Annotated in this window: 13 protein-coding genes; 2 read left to right on the forward strand and 11 right to left on the reverse strand. The window is 39.6% G+C overall.

Annotated elements, in window-relative coordinates; translation table 11 throughout:
• Nucleotides 1-86 precede the first annotated feature (86 nt).
• Complete coding sequence (locus HN643_01610) at nt 87-12,842, forward strand: hypothetical protein (GenBank protein ID MBT7500346.1); 12,756 nt, start codon at nt 87-89, stop codon at nt 12,840-12,842.
• 64 nt (nt 12,843-12,906) lie between these two features.
• Here HN643_01610 and HN643_01615 read toward each other — a convergent pair whose 3' ends face one another.
• The 7 genes from HN643_01615 to HN643_01645 form a co-directional block, all read right to left on the reverse strand.
• A complete protein-coding gene (locus tag HN643_01615; protein MBT7500347.1) occupies nt 12,907-13,659 on the reverse strand; it encodes a ZIP family metal transporter in 753 nt (250 codons plus the stop codon).
• A gap of 163 nt (nt 13,660-13,822) precedes the next feature.
• Entirely contained in the window at nt 13,823-14,086 is a 264-nt protein-coding gene (locus tag HN643_01620; protein MBT7500348.1) for a hypothetical protein, read from the reverse strand.
• Nucleotides 14,087-14,283: 197 nt separating this feature from the next.
• On the reverse strand, nt 14,284-14,691 hold the full coding sequence (tnpA, locus tag HN643_01625; GenBank protein ID MBT7500349.1) for an IS200/IS605 family transposase: 408 nt from the start codon (nt 14,689-14,691) through the stop codon (nt 14,284-14,286).
• Between the two features lie 290 nt (nt 14,692-14,981).
• On the reverse strand, nt 14,982-15,407 hold the full coding sequence (locus tag HN643_01630) for a hypothetical protein (protein ID MBT7500350.1): 426 nt from the start codon (nt 15,405-15,407) through the stop codon (nt 14,982-14,984).
• Between the two features lie 3 nt (nt 15,408-15,410).
• Nucleotides 15,411-15,971 (reverse strand): hypothetical protein, encoded by a 561-nt coding sequence (locus HN643_01635; protein ID MBT7500351.1) that lies wholly within the window; start codon nt 15,969-15,971, stop codon nt 15,411-15,413.
• Nucleotides 15,972-16,027: 56 nt separating this feature from the next.
• Nucleotides 16,028-16,627 (reverse strand): hypothetical protein, encoded by a 600-nt coding sequence (locus tag HN643_01640; GenBank protein ID MBT7500352.1) that lies wholly within the window; start codon nt 16,625-16,627, stop codon nt 16,028-16,030.
• A 2-nt stretch (nt 16,628-16,629) separates the two neighbouring features.
• Nucleotides 16,630-16,857: a hypothetical protein gene (locus tag HN643_01645; GenBank protein ID MBT7500353.1), complete on the reverse strand. Its 228-nt coding sequence runs from the start codon at nt 16,855-16,857 to the stop codon at nt 16,630-16,632.
• Nucleotides 16,858-17,045: 188 nt separating this feature from the next.
• On the opposite strand from HN643_01645, the gene HN643_01650 reads away from it, so the two are divergent.
• Entirely contained in the window at nt 17,046-19,409 is a 2,364-nt protein-coding gene (locus tag HN643_01650) for a hypothetical protein (protein ID MBT7500354.1), read from the forward strand.
• A gap of 59 nt (nt 19,410-19,468) precedes the next feature.
• Here the strand turns inward: HN643_01650 and HN643_01655 are convergent, their stop codons facing one another.
• The 4 genes from HN643_01655 to HN643_01670 all read right to left on the reverse strand — a co-directional run bounded on the left by HN643_01655 (nt 19,469) and on the right by HN643_01670 (nt 22,566).
• A complete protein-coding gene (locus HN643_01655) occupies nt 19,469-20,110 on the reverse strand; it encodes a hypothetical protein (protein MBT7500355.1) in 642 nt (213 codons plus the stop codon).
• A gap of 260 nt (nt 20,111-20,370) precedes the next feature.
• Nucleotides 20,371-20,922 (reverse strand): hypothetical protein, encoded by a 552-nt coding sequence (locus tag HN643_01660; GenBank protein MBT7500356.1) that lies wholly within the window; start codon nt 20,920-20,922, stop codon nt 20,371-20,373.
• 90 nt (nt 20,923-21,012) lie between these two features.
• Complete coding sequence (locus tag HN643_01665; GenBank protein ID MBT7500357.1) at nt 21,013-21,210, reverse strand: hypothetical protein; 198 nt, start codon at nt 21,208-21,210, stop codon at nt 21,013-21,015.
• Between the two features lie 126 nt (nt 21,211-21,336).
• A complete protein-coding gene (locus HN643_01670) occupies nt 21,337-22,566 on the reverse strand; it encodes a PLP-dependent transferase (GenBank protein MBT7500358.1) in 1,230 nt (409 codons plus the stop codon).
• Between the last annotated feature and the right edge of the window lie 77 nt (nt 22,567-22,643).

A 22,643-nucleotide genomic window follows, 5' to 3' on the forward strand; every position in this document is an offset into this window, starting at 1 on the left:
TAACACAAGACATCCACTCAAAAACTGGAAAAACTCAATAAAATAACGTATAATATATATGAAAAATACATAATGATTTCCCAAATATGAAAAAATATTTTATATTACTTTTTGTAATAGTCGGCTTTTGTTTTACAGCTGTATCTGCAAGCGCTGCCACTATATACTCCAACAGTTCAACTGGAAACGACACCACAGGTGACGGTACTTCGGGTACTCCATATAAAACATTTCATAAAGCATATACTTCAGCTTCAACTGATGATACTCTTGATTTGACCGGTACTTTTAATTGGGCAGATGGTGACGAATCTGGTGACGCATCTTATTCAGGTTATACAATTGGGAAAAATATAATTATTCAAGGACAAGGTTCAGATCAAACAATTATTCAAGCTGCTTCAACCGCGCTATCTTCCGGCAAAAGAGTTTTCACAATTTCAGCCGGTTATTCATTAACTATCCTTGATGCCAATATTAGATACGGTTATCCAACCTCCTATAACTCTGGAGGTTGTATTTTAGTTAATTCAACTGCCACTCTAACCATAAATCGATCAGAGGTTAATAACTGTAAAGCCCAAACCGGATATGGTGGTGGTATTTATGCTTCCGGTAATACTACTATTATTGATTCTGCAATTCATTCGAATGGCGTTTATTATGATGGAGCAGGAATTGTAATTACAGGTGGTGCAAATCTGATTTTAACTAATTCAACCGTCTACAACAATGTTGGTTCTGGTAACGCAAACTATAATGGTGGAGGAATCTTGGTCGGAGCAAATGACAATACCACGGCCACAGCAACAATTACCAACTCAACAATCACAGATAACTATGCTCGTTATGGAGGTGGCGGTATCTATCTTTCTGGAAATGCCGATCTACGTCTCTATATAAAAAACAGTATCGTAGCCCAAAACGACTCCAACAATGGAGGAAACTACAACAACATCTTCAAAGAAACAGCCGCCGTCATTACCAGCAACGGTTACAACATTATCGGAGGATCAAACAGTTATACCGCAGCCGCGGGCGACTGGACCGACCAAGGCAACGACGGAACATTTGAACTATATTCAGTAGGTACAACAGGCTCACTAAATTTAGACGCCACACCTTCATACAATGACAGTTCACGAAAAACATATACTTACGGAATTTTATCCGGTAGCGTTGCCATTAACAATTCAAATGCTACAGCCAACAACGGAGTTAGCATCCCTTCAACCGACCAAAGAAATGCCACCCGAGCAGGCGCTGCAGACATCGGTGCATTTGAATACAACGGTACAGGTCTAACAGTTATCGAACCATCAACTCAAACAACCGATATATCATTCACCCTAGTCGACAACGAACAATTAGCTCTCAGCTGGACAAATGGAAATGGTGACAAAAGAGTCATCTTTGCAAAACAAGCTAGTTCAGGAACAGCCAGCCCAGTTGACGGTACTTCATATTCAGCCAATTCTGTTCTTGGTAGCGGAGATCAAATCGGCGAAACAGGTTGGTACACCATATACAACGGGGTCGGAACCTCTGTCACTTTGACAGGACTAACAGATTCAACTTCCTATATTTTTCAAGCATTTGAACACAACGGCATAACCGATGGTACAGTTAACTATTTCACAGATTCGGCTTCAAACAATCCAAAAGTCCAGGCCACCCATACTCCGACAACAATTTATGTCAATTATTCCACTGGAAACGACAGCACCGGTGACGGATCATCAGGAACCCCTTACAAAACTTTTTACAAAGCATATACCATGTCTTCCGGTGGAGATACCTTGGATTTGACCGGAACCTTTGATTGGTCAAACGCCGACGAAACTGGTGACGCATCTTCTTCAGGCTATACAATTGGAAAAGATATAATTATTCAAGGACAAGGTGCAGATCAAACAATTATTCAAGCTGCTTCGACTGCGCTATCTTCCGGTAAAAGAGTTTTTACAATTTCAGCCGGTTATTCATTAACTATTCTTGATGCTAATATAAGATATGGTTATCCAACCTCATATAGTTCTGGTGGTTGTATTTTGGTTAGTTCAACATCAACCTTAACCATGAACCGATCAGAAGTTAACAACTGTAAAGCCCAAACTGGATATGGTGGAGGTATTTATGCTGCAGGAGATACGACTATCACTGACTCCTCTATTTATTCAAATAGTGTTTATTACGATGGAGCTGGAATTGTTATTACTGGTGGTGCAAATCTAATCCTGACGAATTCAACTGTTTACGATAATATCGGAGCTAGTTATCCAAGTTATAATGGTGGTGGAATTTTAATTGGCCAAAATGATAACGCAACAGCAACAGCTACAATCACCAATTGTACAATTACCGGCAACTATACACCCTATGGAGGTGGTGGGATTTATCTTTCTGGTAATGCTGGACTTGTTTTGAATTTAAAAAATAGTATTGTAGCTGGCAATAGCTCCAATAACGGAGGTCAATATAATAATATTTTTAAGGAAACTGCAGCAACAATTACAAGTAATGGATATAATGTTGTTGGAGCTTCTAAATATTTCACCCCCACTACAGGAGATTGGGGAGATCAAGACAATAATGGAACTTATGACTTATATTCAGTAGGCACAACAGGCTCACTAAATTTAGACTCCACACCTTCATACAATGATAGTTCACGAAAAACATATACTTACGGGATTTTATCCGGTAGCGTTGCCATCAACAATTCAAATGCTACCGCCAACAACGGAGTTGGAATCCCCTCAACTGACCAGAGAAATGCCACCCGAGCAGGCGCTGCAGACATCGGTGCATTTGAATACAACGGTACAGGTCTAACAGTCATCGAACCATCAACTCAAACAACAGAGATATCATTCACCCTAGTCGACAACGAACAACTAGCTCTCAGCTGGACAAATGGAAATGGTGACAAGAGAGTCGTCTTTGCCAAGCAAGCTAGCTCAGGAACAGCCAGTCCTGTTGACGGTACTTCATATTCAGCCAATTCTATTCTTGGTAGCGGAGATCAAATCGGTGAAACTGGCTGGTACGCTATATACAATGGGGTCGGAACCTCTGTCACTATGACAGGACTAACAGATTCCACTTCCTATATTTTCCAAGCATTTGAACACAACGGAGTAACCGATGGTACTGTTAACTATTTCACAGATTCGGCTTCAAACAATCCAAAAGTTCAGGCCACCCACACCCCGATAACAATTTATGTCAATTATTCCACTGGAAACGACAGCACCGGTGACGGTACTTCTGGTACTCCATATAAAACTTTTCACAAAGCATATACTATGTCTTCCGGTGGAGATACCTTGGATTTAACCGGAACCTTTGACTGGTCAAACGCCGACGAAACTGGCGATGTTACCACTTCAGGCTACGTAATTGACAAAGACCTAATCCTCCAAGGCCAATCAGCCTCAACAACATTCATACAAGCCGCTTCCTCTGCAGAAACAGCCGGCAAAAAGGTTTTTTCAGTTTCCGGTAGTTACGACCTCACAATACAAGATCTCAACATTAGATATGGCTACCCAACAACATACACTTCAGGCGGTTGTATTAATGTCGGTGGAACAGCGACTTTGACAATGAACCGCTCAGAAGTAAATAACTGCAAAGCCTATCGTGGCTACGGAGGGGGAATTTACGCTTCAGGAGACACCACCATCACCAATTCTTCGATTTATTCCAATGGCGTCTATTACGACGGAGCTGGAATTGTAATTACCTCCGGAGCAGATCTCATCATGACCAACTCCACCGTCTATAACAACATCGGTCCAGGTTACCCTAGCTACAACGGCGGAGGAATATTGGTCGGAGCAAATGATAATACCACAGCCACAGCAACAATCACCAATTGTACAATTACCGGCAATTATACTCCCTATGGAGGTGGTGGGATTTATGTTTCTGGTAATGCAGGCCTTGTCCTTAATCTTAAAAATACTATTGTAGCTGGCAATACATCAAACAATGGCGGACAATACAATAATGTTTTCAAAGAAACTGCCGCGACTATCACCAGTAACGGATACAACATAGTCGGAGCTTCAAAATACTACACCGCAGCCACCGGTGACTGGACTGACCAAGACAACAACGGCACCTACGATTTGTACTCAATAGGAACAACCGGATCATTAAATCTGGACAGCTCATCAGCAAACAATGACAATACCTATGGCACACTAACCTACGGAATACAAAGCAGTAGTATCGCCATCAATAATGCCAATGCTACGGCTAACAATGGAGTTAGTATTCCATCAACCGATCAAAGAGGAGCTGGCCGAAACAGTACCGCCGACATTGGAGCTTTTGAATACGACGGCGACTATACCATCACCCAGCCGACAACCCAAGCCTCTTCCATCAGCTTCTCATCAGTTAACTTCACCCAAATAGACCTCAGCTGGACAGCAGGCAACGGATCAAAAAACATTGTCTTCGTAAAACAAGCAAATACCGGCACGGCCTCCCCTGTCGACGAATCAAACTACACTGCCAATGCGGCCTTTGGTAGCGGTTCCCAAATAAGCTCCACCGGTTGGTATGCTGTATACGACGGTACTGGAACAAGCGTAACCCTAACCGGACTATCTGCCGGAACCGATTATATTGCCCAAGTATTCACCTACAACGGCATCACCTCAGGTGGAGAAAACTATTTTACAGACACCGCCACCAATAATCCCAATACTCAAGCAACAGCAGAAGTAACAGAACCAACAACCCAAGCTACAAATATCACTTTTTCTTCAATAGCCTACACCCAGATGACCATCGGTTGGAGCAACGGTGATGGCACAAAAAGAGTCGTTTTCGTAAAACAAGCCAACACCGGAACAGCTACTCCAGTAGATGACACTGTCTACACCGCCAACACCACTTTTGGCAGCGGAACCCAAATTAGCTCCACAGGCTGGTACGCAGTCTACAACAACACCGGCACAAGCGTAACTATTACCGGACTGACTGCAGGCACAGACTACATAGCTCAAGTTTTCGAATACGACAGCTTCGAATCAACCTATGATTATTTTACCGAGACAGCATCAAACAACCCCAAATCTTCCGCCAGCACTTCAGTAACAACACCCAGCACTCAAACCACAAACATTAGCTTCTCTTCAGTCGGATATACTCAAACAGACATTTCATGGTCAAATGGTAACGGAGACGCAAGAATTGTTTTTCTAAAAGAAGCCAGTACAGGAACAGCTTCCCCAGTAGACGACACCACCTATTCAGCCAATGCAGCATTTGAAAGCGGAACTCAAATAGGATCAACTGGATGGTACACAGTCTACTCCGGCACAGGAACAAGTGTCACAGTTACAGGTTTATCAACCGGAACAACATACATTGCCCAAGTTTTTGAATACAATACCAGTGGAGCACTCTCCAAATACTTCACCGATAGCGCTTCAAACAACCCAAAAACTCAAGCAACCAATTCAGTAACAGAACCGACCACCCAATCTAGCAATGTCAGCTTTTCTTCTGTTACCGGGACTGGATTCACCACTTCCTGGACCAACGGTAACGGTGACGCCAGAGCCGTATTTATAAAACAAGCATCATCAGGCACAGCCGAACCGGTCGACGACACCACTTATACCGCCAACACAGCCTTTAGTTCAGGTACCCAAATAGGTTCTACCGGTTGGTACTGCGTTTACAATGGAACAAGTACCAACGTATCTATTACCGGACTTTCCAGTTCCGCCACTTATCAAGTGCAAGTTTTCGAATACAACGGCGATGCCGGCATTGAAAACTATTTAACCGATTCAGCCTCAAACAATCCCAAAAGTCAAGCCACAGCTTCTGAAGTTCAAATTGGCGAAGGAACAGGTTCTCAAAACTATTTACCTTGGGCTAATTATTATCGCTATTCATACTCTCAAATGATCTACACCAGCTCTGATATTGGTTCCAACGGATCTATCGATACGATAAAGTTTAAATACAACGGCAACAACACTTATACCTGGAATAACATGGTTGTCTATATGGGCCATACCGACAAAGCTACTTTTTCTTCTGGCAGCGATTGGGTCGCAGTAGGAGATTTGACCCAAGTATATTCTGGTTCAGTATCCGTAACAGCTGGAGCTTCAGCATGGGATACTATTACACTCGATAGCGAATTTGAATACAACGGATCAGACAATCTAATAATTGCCATCGACAACAATCACGGAAGCTACACATCCTCAAGTAGCAAATGGTACTATACTAGCGCTAGTAATACTTTTATTTATAGACAAAGTGATTCAGTCAATTATAGCCCATCCAGCCCGGGTACTGGTACTCTGAATTCATACCGTCCAAATATAATTCTAAATCTAAATCCTTTAACTCACTCTCTTTCATATTCAGCCGGAGACAACGGCTCAATTTCCGGTACAACTTCTCAAACCATTGAAGAAGGCTCAAACGGTACAGCTGTCACCGCAGTCCCAAGCACTGGATACCAATTCGTCAGCTGGAGTGATGGGTCTACAGCAAACCCAAGAACAGACCTTGACGTCTCTGAAGACGTCACAGTAAGTGCCTCATTTGCCACTCGAGTCTACACTCTAACCTACTCCGCAGGAGTAAACGGATCCTTGACAGGAGTCACTCCTCAAAACGTCGCCCACAATGGAACAGCCCTCACTGTGACCGCCGTAGCCAACTCTGGATATGTCTTTTCTACATGGTCAGATGGTATCCTTACCGCCGCTAGAACAGATTCCAGTGTAATCGCCGACGCCACTCTAACAGCAACCTTCATCGAATCAACGCCCTACATCTACGTCAACAGCTCCACCGGAAACGACAATGTCGGCAATGGAACCTCCGGCAATCCATACAAAACTTTTCACAAAGCCTACACCCAAGCTGAAAATGATTATGTTATCGATCTAACCGGTACTTTCGACTGGACCAATGCAGCTGAAACTGGCGATGCCAAATACACAGGATATTCCATAGCCAAAGACTTAACCATCCGCGGACAAGGCTCAGATGCAACTATCATTCAAGCCGCTTCTGCAGATAATATCGCCGACAGAAGAATTTTTACAATTGCTGCTAACACTACAGTTACTATTCAAGATCTTGCTATAAGATACGGAAAAATTGATGACAGAACAGGAACAGCATTAAATAATGAAGGCGGTGGTATTTTAAATTTAGGAACAGTCACGGTCAATGATTGTGAAATATATAACAACCGAGTGCCAACCGGTTATGGTGGTGGTGGACTATCAAATCGTCATTTAATGACCATCAATGATAGTGCAATCTATAATAATATTGCTTACTACATGGGTGGTGGTGTTTTAAATAGTTATACCGTTTCTGCTAGTGGTTATTTAACTATTACTAATTCAACTATTTATTCGAATCAAGTTACGCAAGTCATAGCTTATACAGAAGGAGGTGGTGTTCATTTTCGAAAAGGAAACGGAACTATTACAAATACTACAGTAACTAAAAATACTGCTTGTGGAGTTGCAGGTGTGGGAATGGATGATGCCAATGGCACTGTAAAACTAAAAAATAATATTTTCGCAGGAAATCTGCAAAAAGTTCATTCATATTGCAGTAATGGCGCCTACCCTAAAGGCTTTGATTTTAGACAAAGTGGCTACGGCAACGTTGTTGATGGTGGAAATAATATTATTGGTGGTTATGCTCAGAATTACAATTTTACAGTCAGCACTGATTGGACTGACACTGATCGAGATGGAACTTTTACTAAATATGGGACAGAGACAACTGGCACAATTAATTTCGCTGATGCAGCGGCCTTGAATTCTAGCCCTAATAAAACAAAAACCTTCGCCGTAACAGAATCAAGTATTGCTATTAATAACGGATCAACTGGAACAAATGGAAATGTTACTGTCTCAACAATCGACCAAAGAGGTGCAGCTAGAAGCGGAACGGTAGATATTGGTGCGTATGAATATGGTGGTCAATTCCTTAATACTTATACTTTGACTTATTTATCAGGACTCGGTGGATATATTTCTGGTACTGCTCTGCAAGAAAATGTTCCTGAAGATGCCAACGGAACAGCCGTCACTCCAACTCCAAATACGGGGTATGAATTCGTGGATTGGAGCGATGAAGCAACTGACAATCCAAGAACTGATTCCAGTGTTTCTGCTAATGTTTCTGTAACTGCTAATTTTCAAGTCATCACTTATGACCTCAGCTACTCAGCTGGAGCAAATGGTTCTTTGACAGGAACAACGTCACAAACTGTTAATTATGGCTCAAATGGTACAGCTGTTACCGCAGTTCCAGCTGATGGATATAATTTTATTGGTTGGAGTGATGGAGTAGTCACCAATCCTCGCACAGATAGTGGTGTCACTGCTGACGCTACAGTAACGGCCAGCTTTGCTTCAAATTCTTATAATCTTATTTATACTGCCGGTGCAAACGGTTCTTTAACGGGCACTGCAACTCAGTTAGTTACCTCTGGCGCAGATGGATCTGCTGTAACTGCCGTTCCTGCTACCGGATATGCCTTTGTAAATTGGAGTGACAGCTCAACAGCTAATCCACGAACTGATACCAGTGTAGGCTCCAATTTGTCAGTCACTGCAAATTTTTCTACCGTAAACTACACTCTTACATATTCCGCCGGATCAAATGGTTCTTTGACAGGAACAGCATCGCAAACTGTTAGTTATGCGGCTGACGGTACAGCTGTGACAGCCGTACCTAGCGCTGGCTACTCCTTTGTTAATTGGAGTGACGCTTCAACTGATAATCCACGAACTGATACCAGTATTTCAGGAGATGTTACTGTCACTGCAAATTTTTCAATGAATACTTTTACTTTAACGTATACGGTCGATTATAGAGGAACGCTTACCGGCAGCGCTTCGCAAACAATTAATTATGGGGAAAACGGCACAGCTATAACTGCGGTTGCTAATTCAGGGTTTACTTTTTTTAGATGGAGTGATGGGTCAACAAATAATCCAAGAACTGACACTAATATAACGAGCAACAAAAGTGTTCGAGCTTATTTTATCTTAGCTGCCTTCACTTCAGCATATACTGCTGGAACTAATGGAACTCTCGTTGGGCAAACAAGTCAATCTTCCTATTACGCAGGAAGCAATAGACCGGTTGTGGCTATTCCAAATGAAGGTTACACCTTTCTCAGCTGGAGTGATGGTGTAACAACCGATAAGAGAACTGATCTTGGTCTTTCTGAGAATATTAATGTAACTGCAAATTTTGCGCTAAAAACATACAGCCTGGAATATACAGCTGGTGCCAATGGCTCTGTCACAGGGACAACGTCACAAACCATAAATTATGGAGATACTGGATCAGCAATAACTGCTGTACCAAATTCTAGATTTAGTTTTGTTAAATGGAGTGATGGATCAATTACTAATCCGAGAACTGATACTGGTGAAAATATTAATGTTAATGCTGTTTTTGGTGTAGATAGATATGCTTTAACATATGTGGCAGGCTCGAATGGCACCGTAACTGGAACAACTTCTCAAACACTTTCCGCCGGAGAAAATGGAACTGCTATTACCGCCACACCAAATTCTGGATATGCCTTTTCTAGCTGGAGTGACAGTTCAACTGACAACCCAAGGACAGATACAAATATTTCTTCCAGCATGTACCTGACTGCCAACTTTACAATTAATACTTTTACTCTTTCATATTCAGCTGGTGACAATGGCTCTCTGACCGGAACAACCTCACAATCTGTGAATTATTCCGCTGACAGTACCGCGGTAACTGCGGTTCCTGATAGCGGATATCACTTTGTAAATTGGAGTGATGGAAGTGCACAAAATCCTAGAACTGATGTAAATGTTTCCGCAAACGTTTCTATATCTGCAACCTTTGCGGAAAACAGAGCAGCAACAACCATTTACGTTAATAATTCAACTGGAAATGACACAACTGGTGATGGCAGTTCTGATACTCCTTACAAAACATTTCACAAAGGATATATTATGTCTGCTACTGGCGATATTTTGGACTTGACCGGCACCTTCACTTGGACTGACGCTGCGGAAATTGGAGACTACTACAAACAAGGTTATGTGCTTACAAAAAACTTGACCGTACAAGGGCAAGGTGCAGACACGACAATTATTCAGGCTGCCAGCCGAGACAACAGTGCCAATCGAAGAGTTTTTACTGTTGTTTCTGGAGCAACTGTAACTTTTCAAAATTTAACTGTCAGATATGGTCGGGTTTTTGGCTATCAAAGTGATGGAGGTGGAATTAGAAATGATGGAATAACGACGATTGATGATTGCGAGATCTACAATAATCGTTCAGCTTCAGATTCTGGTGGTGGTATTTCGAATAGACATACTTTAACTGTTACTAATAGTTCTATTTATAATAATGTTGCTTATTACATGGGAGGAGGAATTGTTAACAGTTTCTATGTTGATCCTTCTGGTTATTTAACAGTTACCAATTCAACAATTGCCTATAATCAACAAACTACTGGAATTGCTTACACAGAAGGTGGTGGAATACATATCAGAAAAGGTAGTGCAACGATTACTAATTCAACAATTGCCTATAATACAGCTACAGGTGTTGCGGGCCTTGGCATAGATGACTCCGATGGAACGATAACAATTAAAAATACAATTATTGCCAATAATATTAAACGAAACAGTGATTATTATGTTGACTTTGGCTTCCGAGCCAGTGGTCAAGGCAATGTTGTTGATAATGGAAATAATATTGTTGGTGTTTCTCAGAACTATACATGGTCTGGAACTGGCGACTGGTCGGATGTCGATCGTGACGGTACATTTCTTTTGAATAACTCAATAACTACCGGCTCATTGAATTTAAATTCGTATTTGGCATTTAACGGCAACACCAATAAAACCAAAACTCTCTCCGTTTCAACCGGAAGTGTGGCTATTGATTACGGAACTACTGGCACTAACGGAGCAGTTAGTGTGCCGACAGCTGATCAAAGAGATTTCATAAGAGAGTCTACACCAGATATTGGATCGTTTGAATTCTTAAGTGCACCTGATGATACAACGGACCCTGTTATTTCCGACATTTCGTCCACGCCAACTTCAACAACCGCTGTTATTACCTGGACAACTGATGAGGCAACCTCATCCCAAATTATTTATGATCCTAATCAAATCCGTTCAACGGCTTCTGATGTTTCAAATGTAGATACTGGGGTTACCAGCCATGAAATAACCTTATCTGATCTTGTTTCCTGTACAAAATATTATTATGTTGTCACCTCGACTGATTCATCTGGCAATACAGCCCTCAGCGCTGAAAATACTTTTATTACTACTGGTTGTGCGGGTAACGCTTCTGTAGGAACCATTAATGAAACAACCGCGATTCCCGAATATGGTGGTACAATAAATCAATCAGGTGATGATTTTACTTTTGCAATGACCATTCCGGAAAGTTTTTCAGAGGATCCCGCAGATTTTCAAATTAAAAGTTTAGATTCGGCTACTGTTATATCTGCTCTTTCTTCTCCAACTAATTATAATAAAATCGGCGATAACATTTTCGATATAAAGGCCCTTGATACTCCTTCTTCAACTGTCAGTGAGTTTGATTCTGATGTTGAAATAACAATTACCTATGATGAAGAAGATATTGCTGGTCTCCAGGAAAGTACATTGAAACTTCATCGAAATGATGACGACGAATGGTTTGAATTAGCCGACTGTGTTGTTGATCCTGACGCCAACTCGGTTACTTGTTCTACAAATAACTTTTCCGTTGTTGGTCTTTTCGGTGAGGCAATTGCCTATAACTTAACCTACATCGCAGGATCTAATGGTTCCATAACTGGAACAACTGAACAAACAATTGATACTGGAGAAAATGGAACTGAGGTTACAGCTGTACCTGAAAACGGTTACCAATTCTCAAGCTGGAGTGACGAATCTTTAGATAATCCAAGAACTGATTTAAGTGCAAGTGCTGATATAACAGTAACCGCAAACTTCACTATTTCTGGCAGAAGAACCGTTCCAACTGATAATCAAGTTCCTGTTCAAGTCGAAACTCCTACCACTTCCCCAACAGATGATCAAAGTACCATTCGCAAAGAAGACGAAACGATAAGACAAGAAGCTTCAACCGATAGAACTGAAGCACAAACATCCTTAAATGAAGGTAAATTAATTAAATATCCAGACTCTCCCAAAATATATCTAATTGAAAACGGTAAGAAAAGATGGATCGTTGATGAGTTTACTTTTAACCAAAGAGAATTTGACTGGAGCAAAATCAATGAGATTGATTCAGCAACACAGCTTCAAGATGGTGAATCCCTCTTAGTAGACATCTCCATTTATGAGGAAAAATTAATCAAGTATCCTGACGCTCCAAACGTTTATTTAATCGAAAATAATTTAAAAAGATGGATTGTTGATGAATACTCCTTTAATCACAATGACTATGACTGGACAGCAATTCAAGAATTACCAAATACCCTCATTTTTAGTGATGGAGAAAATATTTTGTACGAAGAACCTGCCACAATTGAACTAACGATTGAAGTTCAAGAACAAGAAGATCTTTCTAGCCGAAACTTGGAAGAAGGCATGGCAGGAGAGGATGTCAGAGCATTGCAAAAATATTTAAATGACAACGGTTTCATCGTCAGTAATACAGATTTCGGCTCACCTGGGAATGAATCCACTTTCTTTGGTCAAAAAACTCAATCAGCCTTGATAAAATTCCAAGAAGCCAATAATATATTTCCCGCCAAAGGCTTTTATGGCCCAGTAACTAGAGGATATATTAATTTATAATTTTCCTTATAATAAAAAACCGCCTTTATAAAAAGGCTGGTTTTTTTATTCTTTCTCTATTAACCTATTCAAACAAAACCAATCCTGCCATAACTGCCATTCCCAATAAAATAAATAATAACTGAAAAGCAGCATGACACCTAGTGCACTCACCCTTGTGTAGTTCGGGTATTAAATCTGAACCAGCAATGTAGATAAAGCCACCACCAGCAACTGCTAACAAAATCACCTCTAAACCGTGGATATGCTGAGCTAACAATAAAGTTAAAACTGCACCAACAACTGCTAATAATGCTGATGCAAAATTGAACAACAAAGCGGTTTTCTTTTTAAAGCCTGCGTATAAAAGAACACCAAAATCACCAATTTCCTGTGGTATTTCATGAAAAATAACTGCTAAAGTTGTAGCGATGCCAACTGGAACACTAACCATAAAACTAGATGCAATAATTACACCATCAAGTAAATTATGTAAACCGTCTCCAATTAAATTAGTGTAAGCTAAAGGCTTAATCGTGTGTTCATGCTCTGCTTTGTGACAATGATGCCAGTGAATAAATTTTTCAACCACAAAAAACACCACTATTCCCAATAAAAAATACAATCCAGTTTGCAAATTAAAACCATGTTCCTCTGTTATATGCGGAATAATGTGAATAAACACATCACCGAGAAGTGCTCCTACTGAAAAACTAACAAAATACAAAAGAAAATGTTCCAATTTTTCCTTTTTCATTGCCAAAGCTAAAACTCCGACAAAGGAAATTAAACTGACGATAAAAACACCTCCTAAAGTATACAACCAAATTACATTCATATTTTTATAGTTTATTGTTACAAAAAAATGATAACACAGATTACTAAAAAACAAAACCACCGAACTCCCCATAGGGATGTGGTTTCACTAGTTCTAACATGCATCTAATTTTAAAATAAAAAAAAAGCGCCTTAGTGTTACTAAAACGCAATGACATTAATGACTATAAGCCTTGCCGATTTACCGGCTCGCGGTAACTTCCCAGTAAAAATATTACAATCAAAAATAACCAAGAAAACAAAGATAAAATAGCTGAAATAACCAACTCTGCAAAGGAAAAACGTCCGGCACCTGTCAATCCGGGTTTTCCTTCTTGAACGGAAACATACTGGAGAAAAATAAACGAAACTACAATTCCAACTAAATAAACACATGCCAAAATTTCCCAGAGCGATATTTCAAAAACAAATGAAATCAAAGCATCCATAGTACCTCCTTTTTAGCTATCTAAAGTTAAGGGATAATTCTTAGTAATAAAAGGATAATATATTATCATTAAAAAGTCAATGGTGCCTAATAATCAATGCTGTATCTCTACATTTAACTTAACAATCAATAATCGCCAACAGAGCCGCCTGGGGGTGCAACCCCCAGGCTAGATTTTTACAAGCCCCCTAAAGCGGGCTAAGGAATATATTCATAAATCTCTAACGACTTATTTGTTGCGTGTCTTTCTTTTTGATTTTCAATATACTTACCTACAAAAGGCACATCTTTTTCCGACAAACTTAAAACCCCATAGCCAGACTGCCAATAAAACAGCCGTTCATTTAAATTGACATTCACATGATTTGACGCGCTTCCTTTTATCGAATGAACAAATTCTGCGCAACTTATTCTTGGTGGAATGCTTGCCATTAAATGAAGATGGTCGTCTGTCATATTTAATTCTAACTGTTTACCGCCCAATTCTCCAATTTTGCCAGGCATGAATTCCTTCAATATACATTCTATTTGCGGTGTAATAATTGGTTTTCGATTTTTCGTTGCCCAAACAAAATGATAAAACAATCGATAATAAGCATTTGACATAATATATATTTATTTATTAATTTCAACCCGCATCCCTGTTCACAGGGATTTGCTTTCACTAGCCTGGGGGTTGCACCCCCAGGCGGCTTTCTACTTTTATTATGTCAATCAAAAATTATAAATCCAAGAAAAATGTTATCCCCACTCGGCAGAAAAACAAAAAAACAATTTTCCCCATGGAATACAATATTTAAACCTGTCGTCTATGCTCGACAATAATTATTGTATCAAAAAACCCTCGACAATGTTGTCGAGGGTTTTTTATTTTTTACCTCCTCCTTGCTTCTACACTAAATCATATTTAAAAGTTGCTGTGCTTGTCTTGTTATCTGAATTCTTTTTTCAATCAATCCATTGATTATTAGCAGCGCAGAAATAATATTAAATTGCACAGAACCAACGCTTCCTCCAAAATCAATATCATGTTCTGCAAATTCAATATCTCTTGCTGGTATAACGTCCTGACCGCTCCAGTCTTCAATCATTACCACTCCCAAAACAGAAATCCTTCCTTCCCACTCAATAACAAATAGACACCCTGGACTTCTGGGTGTTCCCCCCGGAACTTTGCAATAATCCAACTTATTTCGAATTTGATAAACAACCGCCAGTCCTTTTCTATGTTTCACCCCATCAGTATCAGTAAAATTTTTCAACTCGGCAAAACTTCCATCCGGAACCTCTAGCAGTTCCGGCCAAGTTTTAATTTGTTCCATTTGTCACCTCGTATATTTACATTTCAAAAAATCAGCTCCAAATGCGAAAACCTTACCTTCAGCCGTTGAATCCATTCCCATGACCGTTCTCTCTTTATCTGCCGGGCAATAAATTACTTGCTCGTAAACAAATACTCCGGGTTTATCCGCCATAAAGGCTAGATAATTAAAAGCAATACTAAATTTATCTCGTTGCTGTAATGTACTGTAAATGATGCTGTCACTCGGAATCATTTCCAAAAATTGTTCCTTGCTCTCCAGCTCTACTTCCGCCAACCCAACGCCAACCCCCACACCAACACCACGGGAAACGTATTCTGTTTTTTCTTTGGTATTAAAGGCATCTTTAACATCGATTGATTGAGGAATTTCTTTAACAAAATCGACTTGCTCGTACAAAGGATTACTCTTCAAAGCGTGAACATGAATTTCATGATAGTTCAAAACAGAAAAAACAAGAAAAAATACACCCAAAATAGCTGCCATGGGATCCTTGTACACAAACGTAGCAACCACACATACTATCAGCATTACGGAAGACCCAACAAACATAGCAATAGGCATTTTCACCTCCAAGAAAAAACCCGACTTCACTGAAGCCGAGTTTTTGGGTTTTTATTTCACAAACAAATCTTCAGACCCAGCAAAGTTCTCGGCCAGTCAAATTCAGGTGCTTCAGAATCCATTGGAACCCAGGCCGCCCAGGCAGTTAACTTCCAAAAATGAAATTCAACCAGCGGGCCCACCCCGGCCGGCCGGCGATCTTTTAACCCAATCGTCAGCCACTTCATGGCTTTCCATCGGACAGTCAAATCATACCAAACTTGATCATGATCTCCAGCATAAGCCAGCCGGCCAGCCTCTACCATCCCAACAAAGGAAAACTTTTTTTTACTGAGAACCAACAAATATGAAGTTTGAAAATCCCAACCATCAATTCCTTTTCTCACTCCCACGGAAACTCCAACCTGTAACCAATCCAACGGTTGCCAGATCGGGCCCAAGTGCGCTTGTCCCCAAGAATTTTTCATCAGAAAAAAAGTTCGGATCTTCCAGTTATCGGAAAATCGATGAAACACTCCGCCATCAACAACCCAATTGTCATATACTTCCGTTGCCATTGTCTGAGTTTCAAAAAAAGTGTTGGTCTGAGCAGTAGCCACAGACGAACAAGTCAACAAAAGAACAAACGAACAAATCAACAAGATAACCTTTTTCATTGTTAGATCTCCGTTTTAGTTTTTTGAACAAGTCTCATTTTCCGAAATCGCAATTCCCAAGTGGCAATTGTCATAACAGCGGCCAAGAAGCAACCAAACATCATTCTATCCTGTCCGACATCAGCCGGATTATCAGCCCAAGTGATTGACAACATAATCAGAATACCCACAATCGATAACAAAAAACAACAAAGTTGTACAATCTTAAACATCATCAATTTGCGTTTCATAGTTTTTCTCCTTGTCAAAGGTCACTTAATACCGCATTATATCATACAAAAAATGACCTGTCAAGCTTTTTCTTGTAAATTTAGCTCAAAGGCAGTCATGATTAACGAGACAAAAAAATATATCATTGACAGTCTTACCTAAATTTGCTACGATAGAGTTGTCATATAAATCATGACAATATACAAATATGCTCAAAAATCAACTTAAAAACTTAGGCTTTACAGAAAATGAATCAAGTATTTATTTGGCTCTATTTGATTTGGGCAAATCCCGCGCCGGTCAAATAATCGAACACACAAGCCTGCATCGCAATCTTGTTTACACAGCTCTCGATAGTCTTGAAAATCGCCAGCTGGTAACTAAAGTTATGGTTAAAGGCGTGGCTGAGTTTTCAGCGAACTCACCTACTTCACTTATTGATGAAATAGATAATAAAAAACAGCTCGCCATACAAGCTGTTGAACAGTTGAAAAAAATGTCTAAGCAAGAAGAACGCGACATTAAAATTTACGAAGGCCTTGATGGCATTAAACAAGCTAGGTCAAGAATTTTGAACTTACCCAAAGGCAGTGAGTTTTTTGTCCTAGGTGCCAGCAAACTAAGTCAGACACCAGAACTGGAAAGTTTTTGGCGCGGGTTCCACAAGAAAAGAGAGGCTAAAGGTATAAAACAAAAATTGCTATATGAAAGCACAACTGATAAGAATGTCCTAGACAGCATTAAATGGCGAAACCAATTACCGAATATGGAATCCAGATTCTTGCCATTTGAAATTGATTCACCTTTTTGGTTTGACTTTGCCGAAGATCAAGTTAATCTTGGCTTTGCTGGCCAGGATCCGCTGACAATTAATATTAAAAGCCGTGACCTGGTCAATGGTTTTAAGAAATACTTTGAGTACTTTTGGGATCAACGAGTCCTAGTCAAAACTGGGGTTTCTGCTGTCAAAGAAGCACTTTACGAACAACTTAACTCTCTAGAGCCTGGCGAAGAATATCGTATACTTGGCGCTAAAGGCAAGGATTACCCACAAGGCGTGGATGAATTGTTTAATCAATTTCATCTGGATCGAATTAAAAAAGGCGTGGTAACAAAAATGATTTGTTACGAAGAATCCTATAACGGCTTACGAAAACGATTTGAAACCTGCGGTGACATTAGTGGAAAAATTAGTTTTCTAAAAAAATATACTTCTGAGACTCCTATTCCAATGCAAATTAATATGTACAAAGATAAAACATTTTTTATTTTGTACGAAAAAACACCAGTTGTCGTTTATTTTGACAACCCTGTCATTTCCCAAACTTTTAATACTTACTTTAATGACATCTGGGACCAAAAAGTAACTACCAAGACCGGAACAGCAGCTTTTCATGATGCAATGTACAATCTTTTAGATGAATTAGAAGCTGGTGATGAATATTATATCCTTGGTACCACCGGCAGACAGCTTGATGAAGACGAAAATATTGCAGCTTTCTATAATAAATTTCACAAAGCCAGAATAAAAAAAGGTATTAAAGTAAAAATGCTTTGTTATGAAGAAGCTTACAAAAATATAAAAAATCGTTTTAATATTGAAGATCCAAAGGGCTTACTGAGTAAATTAAAAATATATACTACAGCCTCTGCTAACCCAATGCAAATTTGCCTTTACAAGAAAAAAGCTCATATTATTATTTATGAAAAAGAACCAACTGTAATTTCTTTTGACAAACCAGAAGTATTTGAAGGTTTTAAAAATCAATTTGATAAAGCTTGGGATCAAAAAATACAAGTTTATCATGGCCGAGAAGGATTAAGAAATGTTATACGGAAAGTTTTAGATATGGGTGACTATGTTGCAATCGGCGGAGCTGAGAAAATTGTTGATGCCCTTGGCGCAGATTTTTTTCGATGGTGGCAAAAAGAAAAAAGAAAACGTGGAATTAAAACTAGGGTAATCATGGGCAGTCATCACAAAAAGACCCCGTCAGTAACTGACGCTTTTGCAGAATTTAAATTTGTACACGAACATGAAGCGCCAGGAGTAACCTTAATTTTTAAAGACAAAGTAATTATTCTTTCTCTCGAAGGAGAACCTGCTGCCTTTATTATTGAAGATAAAACTCTAGCCAAAACCAACCGACAATACTTTGATGAGCTTTGGAATAAAGATACTTATATTTTAAAAGGCGTAAACGCGGTTGGTGATCTTTTTAATGAAATGCTTCAATACGAACAAGCTGATCTAATCGGCGCTCGCGGATATTTTATTGATAAAAGACCCGAGTTCACTAACGACTGGGAAAAACGCGCCATTAAAAAAGGATTTAAAATGCGCAACATTGTTGCCGCCGACTCAAAAGGACATCGTATTACGAAATTTCCATTTGCAAAAACAAAATATACTCTTAAAAAGGAATTTTCAAACTTAAGCGTGTTCTGGATTTTTGGAAACAAAGTAGCAATCAGCAACTGGACGAAAAAGGACCCCATCGTAGTTGTTATTGAGAACAAACATGTACACGATATGTATAAACAGCAATTTGAGTCGCTGTGGAATCAGTAATGTTAGAATTCAATTAAATGAAAAGCTCAACGACTTGGTCGCTGAGCTTTTTCGTTTTACTATCTGAAAATTAAACTAAAGTAGCCAGTTCCTCGTGTAACCAGTTCCATCAAATCATCTAAACGCTCCCTAAGCAATTGTAAACCTTCAATGTCACCATCGTCTAAACGACAATCTAGAACTTCATCCAAAGTTTGGCGTAATAGTGAACGATTTCTCTCAATCCGACTGCGCAACTGTAAGTGTAGATTATATCCTTGTCGAGAATCGTGATAATGCTCAAACATAGCAAAAAACCGGATTGTATAACGAACTAGTTCAGCATAACCATAGTTTCCATCATCACTAATTGCATCATAAAAGCTATGCAATCTGGTCAATTCTTCCATATTGGTTATTCCAGCCAATTCCGCTAATTCCTCTTGATCTAATCTAGTCACTTCTGCAAATTCTGGATATTGTTGTCCACAAAATTCTGCAAACTCTTGTCTTACCGATCGCTGACGATTAATAATTTCATCAATGTCATACCCGTAACTTTCTACCCAAGCTAGAAAACTCTGATAATAAGACCTCCTTTCTCGACAAGCCAGTTGTCTCACTAATCCCCTAACAAATTCCTGTCCATTGCGATTATCATCATGATCGCGAACCTGTTGCCAATAACTTTCTAATTCTGCTTGCAATTCATTGAACGTCATCACTGCCTCCTTAAATTAAAAAAGAACATAACAAAAAACAGCTGTCCGTCAGAACAGCTGTTTTTTGTTTAAGAGTTAGATCACATTATCTTAAGCAAAAAGCGCCTGTTCTGACATGAACAGTCTTTTTGCCTTTCTTTACAATTGTAAGTGATAAGTAATCCATATTGTTTTATAACTATATACTATAACACACTGAATAATTTTGTCAAGGGGAGAAATAATAAAGAGCTTAACTCATGGAGTTAAGCTCTCTTTTTTTAAACTGAAGCTGACAATTCTGCTGGGATAATTACAATATTATTGTATTCGTTAAATATCATTTTTCCCCAGCTAAAACTGGCCGCGCCATCATGTTTGTAATCAAGCCAATTAACAAGCTCCATCACAATTCGCCTGTGCCAATTTAACCAAAACTCTTTTTCTCGATCATTTCCACTTGTGAAGTAATTCAGTAGAAACGGTGTCACAAAAATCTTTTTTCCACCAGCACAACTTTCAGTTAAATTTACTTGACCAGTTTTATCAAATCTAATGTTATCAGCAATGGCAGAGAACATACTATTCATATGTTGCCGAAACCTCTCCCTTAACCGAGCTTTTGACAATGGTTCTCCCAATCTACTCCAGGCTTGTGTTTGAGTTACATCCAATCTTTCAGATTGAATATTAATAGGAAAACGAAAAAACAACAATGGAGCGCATAAAAGACCTATTAACTTCTCCCTCCAAAGATTGTCAACCTGACTTTCAATGTACTTGTCCAAAATTTTATCGGACAAAACAAAATCGAATTCTTTAGTTTCTGTCATTCGATCCTCCTTTATTTTAATAGACTACTTCAAAACTAATCTCTTGTCAATAAAAAGACGCCCTGATGTTGAATCAAGGCGCCGTTATTGTTACTTACAAAATCCCGGATTGCGCAAACGAATACACACGCTACAAGTACAACGAGATGAATGTCCCTCCAGCGCCTGGCTAAAACTCTTCCCCATGTTCATGCCGATGCACACACTGCAAGTACAACGACCTGAATGGCCACTCAATACGCCAGCTCTACGAAGTGCTTCTTTTATCTGTGTATTTCGCGAACTCATCCTCAACCTCCTTAGGTGTAAACAATATAATTCAAATAACTAACAGACAATATATAATAGCAAATAAACAATTTTTTGTCAATATTAACAAAAAAGCTCCAACATTAGATGTCAGAGCTTTATGGTTTAACAATTTTCCAAAGCGAACTGTAAATCCTCTATCAATACTTCCGCCTCTTCTGCACCAACGGATAGGCGAATCAGGTTTTCAGTTATACCATATTTCAATTGTTCTTCTTCTCCCATACAAGCATGAGTAGTCGAAGCAGGGTGACAAAGAAGACTTTTAACTCCACCAAGGGATACCGCCAACAAGATATGATGTCTTTCCGCTAAGATATTCTGAAAACGGAAAATCCGCTCTCGGTCAAATCCCTTTAAATAAAAAGCAATCATAGCGCCTGGAGCTGTACATTGTTTTTTGAAAATTTCATAATACACATCTCCAGATTGCCACAAACCTGGAAAGTCCACGCGTTCTACCAAGTGGTGCTGTTGCAAAAATTCAGCAACTATCTGCGCTCTTTCGGACTGAGTATTCATACGGATTGCATAGGTTTTCAAGAAAGTCAGCAAGAGCCAACATTCAAACGGATGAAGAATGCCACCAAAATCACCACGCACTCTTTCAATGTCCAGGATTAAATACTCCCTTCCTTTTCGAGCCAAAACAGCTCCACACAGAACATTACTGTGACCACCCATGTACTTGGTACCAGAGTAAACAATCAAATCAACATGTTCACTGATTTCAAAAGGCGTTTGCAACGCTCCCATGAACGTATTATCAACGACCACAATGCAATTAGGATTGGATTGCTTAACAGCTGCTGCTACAGCATCTATGTCTACCATAACTAAAGTTGGGTTGGTTGGCGTTTCCAAAAACAAAACGTCCGGACCAAAGCCAAAATCAGGCACACCATCTCGCGCATCATATTCATTAATCGCAAAATCAGACATGTGGCCAAAAAACCTAGCCATCATGTGATGTGTTCCACCATAAATTGGATTTAAGCAGGCAATCACTCCACCATTAGGAAGTAATCCCCATATCGTGCCAAAAATCGCTGACTCGCCACTGGCAAAAATCGCAGCTGCTCCAGAACCTGGTTCAATGGCTGTCAGTCGCTCTTCAACCATAGCCGCATTAGGGTGACTCATTCGTGAATAAACAAAATCACTTTCCTCAGCATAAGGATTCTTAAATGCAGCAGCTGCCGCTTCTGCACTGGGAAAAACATAGGTTGTGGCCGGATACATTGGTTCCGCGGCTGAACCATAACTCTCCCTAAACCGAAAACCAGCGTGAATAGCCTTTGTTGACAAACGCCTGTCTGCTTTTTTCTCATCCATTGAGTCCTCCTGAGAAATGATTGGTAAAGATCTAAGGTCAACCCAAGATTATCATAAATATAATCAGTTGTAAATGT

It is taken from the genome of Candidatus Falkowbacteria bacterium, assembly GCA_018674305.1.
In the GTDB taxonomy this organism is placed as follows: Bacteria; Patescibacteriota; Patescibacteriia; order UBA11705; family JABHMO01; genus JABMRF01.